At 69.2% G+C, this 6,163-nt stretch carries 6 protein-coding genes; 2 read left to right on the forward strand and 4 right to left on the reverse strand.

Annotated features, from left to right (window positions below; genetic code table 11):
• On the reverse strand, positions 1 to 856 hold an 856-nt coding region (locus tag QZW52_RS18140; RefSeq protein WP_294001291.1), incomplete at its 3' end, for a sugar ABC transporter substrate-binding protein.
• Between the two features lie 207 nt (positions 857 to 1,063).
• Here QZW52_RS18140 and QZW52_RS18145 point away from each other — a divergent pair.
• Both QZW52_RS18145 and QZW52_RS18150 read left to right on the forward strand, forming a co-directional pair.
• The gene (locus QZW52_RS18145; protein ID WP_294001294.1) at positions 1,064 to 1,864 is read left to right on the forward strand and encodes an ATP-binding cassette domain-containing protein; all 801 of its coding nucleotides are present in this window, start codon (positions 1,064 to 1,066) and stop codon (positions 1,862 to 1,864) included.
• A gap of 38 nt (positions 1,865 to 1,902) precedes the next feature.
• Positions 1,903 to 3,120, forward strand: coding sequence for an ROK family transcriptional regulator (locus tag QZW52_RS18150; protein ID WP_294001297.1), 1,218 nt, complete (start codon positions 1,903 to 1,905; stop codon positions 3,118 to 3,120).
• Here the strand turns inward: QZW52_RS18150 and QZW52_RS18155 are convergent.
• From QZW52_RS18155 to QZW52_RS18165, 3 genes are read right to left on the reverse strand one after another with little or no spacing between them, the layout of a single operon-like run.
• On the reverse strand, positions 3,101 to 4,060 hold the full coding sequence (locus QZW52_RS18155; RefSeq protein WP_294001299.1) for a pseudouridine synthase: 960 nt from the start codon (positions 4,058 to 4,060) through the stop codon (positions 3,101 to 3,103). The two genes, QZW52_RS18150 and QZW52_RS18155, sit on opposite strands and share 20 nt — an antisense overlap.
• Positions 4,057 to 4,941, reverse strand: a complete 885-nt coding sequence (gene trhO / locus QZW52_RS18160; protein ID WP_294001301.1) for an oxygen-dependent tRNA uridine(34) hydroxylase TrhO — start codon at positions 4,939 to 4,941, stop codon at positions 4,057 to 4,059. The genes QZW52_RS18155 and trhO overlap by 4 nt, the downstream gene beginning before the upstream one ends.
• A complete protein-coding gene (locus QZW52_RS18165) occupies positions 4,938 to 6,002 on the reverse strand; it encodes an endonuclease/exonuclease/phosphatase family protein (protein ID WP_294001304.1) in 1,065 nt (354 codons plus the stop codon). The genes trhO and QZW52_RS18165 overlap by 4 nt, the downstream gene beginning before the upstream one ends.
• Positions 6,003 to 6,163: the final 161 nt, after the last annotated feature.

The following is a 6,163-nucleotide window of genomic DNA, read 5'->3' on the forward strand; positions in this document are numbered from 1 at the left end:
CCTTCTTGCCGTTGGCGGCGGCGATGGCGGTTTCCACGCCGACGGCGCCGATCTTGGCCAGCATCTGGGCGGCGTTGGCTTGCTGCCAGCCGTCCTTCATCATGTCCAGGCCGCCGGGCGAGCCGTCGAAGCCGGCGATCTTGACCGAGCCGGGCTTCAGACCCGCCGACAGCATCGCGGCCTTGGCACCGAGCGCGCCGCCGTCCCAGGCGCAGGCGATGACCTTGGCGCCGGGGTTGGTGCGCAGCGCGGCCTCGACGCCGTTCTGGGCCATCGTCTGGTCCCACGTCGTCGCCACATCGACGACCTTGACGTTCTTGCGCTTGGCGTTCAGCCCTTGCAGGAAGCCGTCGCGGCGCTCGCGGCCGGTGGACTGGCCCTGGTCGCCGGTCACGTAGATGACGGTGTCGCCGTCGTTGACTTGGTCAGCGGCCCACGAACCCTGGACATTCGCGGCCTTGATGTTGTCGGTGGCGACGTAGCTGGTGATCTTGGCGCCGGTGATGCCGGTGTCCACCGCGACGACGTGGATGCCGGCGGCCATGGCCTTGTTGATCGCGGGGGCGATGCCGGCGCTATCGACCGGGGCGATGGCGATGGCGTTGACCTTGCGGGTGATCATGTCTTCCACGATCGCCAGTTGCTTCGACAACTCGCCCTTCTCGGCGGCCAGCTCGATGAACTTCACGCCCGCCTTCTTCGCCGCATCCTTGGCGCCGCCGTTGATCAGCGTCCAGCCTTCGTTGGTGTTGCCGTTGGTGATGTAGGCGATGGTCTGCGCCTGCGCGGCCGACATCAGCAGGCCGGCGGTGAACATGACTGCCGCCAGACGGCCCAGGGTGCGATGGAAGGACATGGTTTGTCTCCAGGAATGGAATCTAGGAATCGAGGGTGGGGTGTCCAGCAGGTCCGGCTCGGCGGCCGCGTCAGGGTCAACCTGTGGTGCCTTGCATTGGATGCGCCTTGGTCTTATAAGTAAACCTAGGTGATTTACTAATGCATTGCCTGGGGGGCTGGGGCATCCTCGGCGCCATCCTCCCTGACTGTCAAGGACGCCCCTGCCATGGCCCTTTCCACGAACACTCCGCGGCCCGTGCTGGAGATCAGCGGCCTGACCAAGCACTACGGCGGCGTCAAGGCGCTGACGGATGCGCAGTTCTCGCTCGCTTCCGGTGAACACGCCGCGATCGTTGGTGACAACGGCGCCGGCAAGAGCACCTTCGTGCGCCTGATCACCGGCGTGGAGCAGCCCAACAGCGGCACCATCGCGCTCGATGGTCAGGTGGTGAGCTTCGATTCGCCGCTGGATGCCCGCGAGCAGGGCATCGAGACCGTCTACCAGACGCTCGCGCTGGCCGAGGATCTGGACGTGCCGGCCAACATTTTCCTGGGGCGCGAGATCACGCGGCTGTCGCTGGGGCCGCTGTCCATCCTGAACCACAAGGCGATGCGGGCGCAGTCGGTCGAGATGCTGGCCACCACGGGCGTGAAGATCCAGGACCTGAGCGAGAGCCTGCGCGGCATGTCGGGCGGTCAGCGGCAGTGCGTGGCGATCGCGCGGGCGGCCGGGTTTGCCAAGAAACTCATCATCCTCGACGAGCCGACCGCCGCCCTCGGCGTGCAGGAAACGGCCCGCGTCGAGCAGATCATCAAGGGCCTGAAATCCCGCGGCGTTCCGCTGATCATCATCAGCCACAACCTGCGGCAGGTCTTCGATCTCGTGGACCGCATCTGGGTTTTCCGCCAAGGGCGCATCATCGCGAATCTGGAGACGCGCCACACCCACCCCGAGCAGATCGTCGGCCTCATCACCGGGGCGATCGATCCGGCCCGGCTGCTGCGGGAGTCCGCGGCCACCGCCTGACCCTTGTCCTGTTCCTGATGCACCCGCAACCGCACCCGATGACCCCGACCTTCGAAGCCGATGAACGGGCCGTGCGCGGCTCCAACCACACCGGCATGCGCCAGTTCAACGAGCGCATCGTGCTGCAGGCGATCCGCCTGCACGGCGCGATCCCCAAGGCCGATCTCGCCCGCCTGACGCAGCTCTCCTCGCAGACGGTTTCGGTCATCGTCAGCCGGCTGCTCGACGACGGGCTGCTCATCAAGCAGGAGCGCATCCGCGGCAAGATCGGCCAGCCCTCGGTGCCGCTGTCGCTCGATCCGGACGGGGCGATCAGCCTGGGCGTGCAGGTGGGGCGGCGCAGTCTGGAAGTGCTGGCCTGCGACTTCGTGGGGCAGGTGCGTTACCGGCATGAGTTCCACTACGCCTACCCCGATCCCGCACAGGTGCTGCCCTGCATCCAGCAGGGGCTGGACGCGCTGCAAACCCAGCTCGGCCCCCTGTGGGGCCGCGTGGTCGGCCTCGGGCTGACCTCGCCGCTGTCGATGGACAAGTGGGCGAGCCTGCTCGGCTCGCAGGCGCACAACGCGCTGGCCGGCTGGCAGCACATGGACCTCAAGCACGAGGTCGAGGCGATGACCCACCTGCCGGTGAGCTTCGCCAAGGACACGACCGCCGCCTGCGTGGCCGAGCTGCTGCAGGGCCACGGCCAGAACGTGCGCAGCTTCCTCTACGTCTTCGTCGGCACCTTCGTCGGCGGCGGGCTGGTGCTGTCGGGCCACATCGACATCGGCCACCGCGGCAACGCGGGCGCCATCGGCTCGCTGCCCGTCGGCGTGGCGCGGGACGGGATGGCGCCGCCGCAGTTGCTCGAAGTCGCCTCGGGCTGGCAGCTCGAACAGGCACTGCTCAAGGCCGGACTCGACCCGCTGCTGGTGCAACACGACACGATCATGGACGCCACCTACGCGGGCTACACCGGGCCGTGGCTGGAGCAGGCCGGACTGGCGCTGGCGATGACGGTGGCCAGCGGCGCGGCGATGCTCGACCTCGACGCGGTGGTCATCGACGGCTCGCTCGCCCGCCCGCTGATCGACGCCTTGCTGCAGCGGACCCGCGAGCGGCTGGCCGCCTACAAGTTCGACGGCATGCACCAGCCGGCGCTGCTGGCCGGCCGCGTCGGCGCACACGCGCGGGCGCTGGGCGGCTCGCTGCTGCCGCTGCACACGCAGTTCTTTCCGGACAAGGACATCTTCCTCAAGCCGTCGATGGCGTGAGCCTCGGGGCGCTCAGGCTCAGCGTGCGCCGGCTCGCAAACCGCCGCGCCTCCCCCGTCACCGGGTCCGTGAACGCGATCTCCCGCGCCAGCAGCCGCAACGGCTCCGCGTAGTCCGGCTCGGCGCCCGGCGCGAGGTCCGGTTGCAGCACCGGGTAGATCCGGTCCCCGACGATCGGCACGCCCAGCGCGTTCAGGTGAACCCGCAACTGGTGCTTCTGCCCCGTCTGCGGCGTCAGCCGGTAGCGGGCGAGGGTGCCACACCGTTCGATCAGCGCGATGCGCGTCACGGCGTTCGGCTCGCCCGGCACCTCGTGCATCTGCATGAACGCCTCCTCGCGCTCGGCCAGCCGGCTGCGGCGCTCCAGCGGCAGCGTGGCCGCCAGTGCATCGGACCACGGCGCCACCGCCTCGTAGACCTTGTGGATCACCCGGTCCCGGAACATCGACTGGTACGCGTGCCGCGTCTCCGGCCGCACCGAGAACAGCACCACCCCCGCCGTTTCCCGGTCCAGCCGGTGCATCGGCACCAGCGTCTCGATCCCCGTCAGCCGCTTCAGGCGCACCAGCAGCGTCTCCTGCACGTAGCGGCCCTTGGGCGTCATGGGCAGGAAATGCGGCTTGTCCACAGCCAGCAGCCACCGGTCCTGGTGCAGCACCTCGACCTCGAACGGGATGCGCGGCTCGGGGGCATCCAGCGTGCGCCAGTACCACAGCGTGCCGTGGACCACACAAGGCGTGTCCGCCGTCACCGGCTGCCCCTGCGCACCGAGCACGTCGCCGCGGCCCAGCCGCTCGCGCCAGCCCGTCTCCGAGACTGTGGATAACCTGTGGACAAGAAAGTCCAGCACCGTGTGCCACGGACCCGGCACCACGGCCACCCGGCTGGCGCTCACGCCGTCGCGCATCGGCGGCGACCAGTCCGGGCGGGCGCGGCTCATCCGCCGGTCGCCGTGTCGAGCCGGCGGGCGCGGGCGAGCCGCCACGCTTCGTCGGGCTGCGCCGCGTCGTAGACCTGTTCGGCCGTGGTGGTGGTTTCCTGCAGCCGCGTGTCGAGAGCGATGCGGTTGTCGAACACGAAACACTCGCCGCGCCACGGGTCGTCGGCCGCGTGGCGGTCCGTGGGTTCCGCGGTGGTCTGCTGCAGGTAGTTCAGGATGCCGCCGTCGAGCTGGAACACCTCCAGGCCCAGTGCCTCGCGCATCCACACCCCCGTTTTCTCGCAGCGGATGCCGCCAGTGCAGTACATCGCCACACGTTGTCCACAGGATTTCCACAGGGGCGCCTGGATGCGAACCCGATCGGCGAAGTCGCGAAAGTTATCCACACCCGGATCGGCCGCCCCTTGAAAATGCCCCAACCGCCACTCGAAGCGGTTGCGGTTGTCGAGCACCACCACGTCCTCGCCCCCTGTGAGCAACTTCTTCCAGGCGGCCGCGCCGAGGTGGGTGGCGACGCGCTGTTCCGGGGTTTCGCCGAGTCCGCTGATGCCGGGCAGGCCGAGGGCGACGATCTCCGGCTTGACGTGGACCGCCATCCGGGCGAACGGCGCCGTGGTGCAGGCGCTGCGCTTGAACGGCAGCGCGGTGAAGGCGCCGCCGAAGACCGGATCTCCCGTCAGCACCGCCTCGAACGCCGCGACCGCCGCCGCCGATCCTGCGACCACGCCGCTGAGTCCTTCGGTCGCGACGACGAGGCTGCCCAGCACACCGGTGTCGCGGCTGCGTGTGCGCAGGGCGTCGGCGATGGCGGCGGGGTCGTCCAGCCGGGTGAAGCGGTAGAAGGCGCTGTGGATCACTTCCGTGTTCGTGTGGCAGGTCATGGCTTGGCCGCCCGCGTCGGAATCACCAGATCGGCCACCACCGGCCGGTGCTCCGAGCCACTGCGCCAGCCGACCCAGGCGTCCCGCACGCCGATCTCCGGGCTGACGAGGATGTGGTCGATGCGCAGGAAACTCAGGCCCGGCTTGAAGGAGTGGCCATGCGTGAAACCCCAGCCGAACCCGCCCGCCGAGAACGCATCGCGCAGCCCGAGGTCCAGCCACTGGCGCACGACGACCGAGTGCTCGGGGGCGTTGAGGTCGCCGGCCAAGAGGGTGGGGCGCTTCAGCGGGGCCATGGCAGTGGCGATGCGCTCGGCCTGCGACAGGCGGTCAGCGAAGTTGGTGCGCCACTCGGCCAGCCCGCCGAGCCGCTCCTCGCGGGTGGCGTTGAGTCCCTCGCGCGGGGTGAGCAGGTGGGCGGTGACGAGGTCGATGCGGGTGCCGTCGATGTCCACGGTGCAGCGCACGTACTCCTGTTTCTCCTGCTGGAGCGAGATGTCCGCGGGTGCGCAGCCACTGAGGGGGAAGCGGCTGGCGATCGCGTATTGCCCGTAGGTGTAGACCGTGTGCTGGGGCAGTGCGGCACGCATGCCGCGCGGCAGATCGCCCCGGCGCGCCACTTCGTGGGCGTCCTGCATGACAAGGATATCGGGCTGCTGCCGGGCGATTTCCTCGTTCAGCAGCGCAAAGCCGTCGTGGCGGAACACGGCGCGGTAGGACTTGATGTTGTAGGTCATGAAGCGCACGGTGCGGGTGCCGGGCGTGTCGGGGGGTAAGTCGCTGCGGCCACGGCCGAGCGAGAGGTCCATCACCGACACCAGCACCAGCCCGAGCGCCCCCGCCGCCCCCAGCCGCCACGCCCAGCCCAGCGTGAACGACAGCCCGAACGCGACCACCACCGGCACGAGGTAGACCAGAAACGGCAGGTAGCGCAGCAGCTCGACCCAGCCGGTGCGCGCCGGGCCGTGGTGGAAGAGCCAGGACAGGCCCACCGCGCACAGCAGCGACAGCACGACGGCGCTGCGGGCGAGCCATTGGAGGGCAGGGGGTGCGGTGGACACGGGCAAGGCTCCTGGACACAAGGCGGTGGCGCGCATTGTGTCCCGGACGAAGCGACAAGCCCCGGGGTTCAGCCCGGGGTCGAGCGTTCAAGCCGGAACGGCTTGTCAAGCGACATGTATGGAAATACAGTTGTCGGATGGAAGCCGTGAAGACCCTCAAG

This window comes from Sphaerotilus sp. (assembly GCF_013299175.1).
Classification (GTDB): domain Bacteria; phylum Pseudomonadota; class Gammaproteobacteria; order Burkholderiales; family Burkholderiaceae_C; genus Sphaerotilus.

Bases quoted from the DNA above. Each gene is read 5' to 3' on its own strand.
- QZW52_RS18155 (WP_294001299.1), bottom strand. From the start codon at position 4,060: ATGAGCCGCGCCCGCCCGGACTGGTCGCCGCCGATGCGCGACGGCGTG.
- QZW52_RS18145 (WP_294001294.1), top strand. From the start codon at position 1,064: ATGGCCCTTTCCACGAACACTCCGCGGCCCGTGCTGGAGATCAGCGGC.
- QZW52_RS18150 (WP_294001297.1), top strand. From the start codon at position 1,903: ATGACCCCGACCTTCGAAGCCGATGAACGGGCCGTGCGCGGCTCCAAC.
- trhO (WP_294001301.1), bottom strand. From the start codon at position 4,941: ATGACCTGCCACACGAACACGGAAGTGATCCACAGCGCCTTCTACCGC.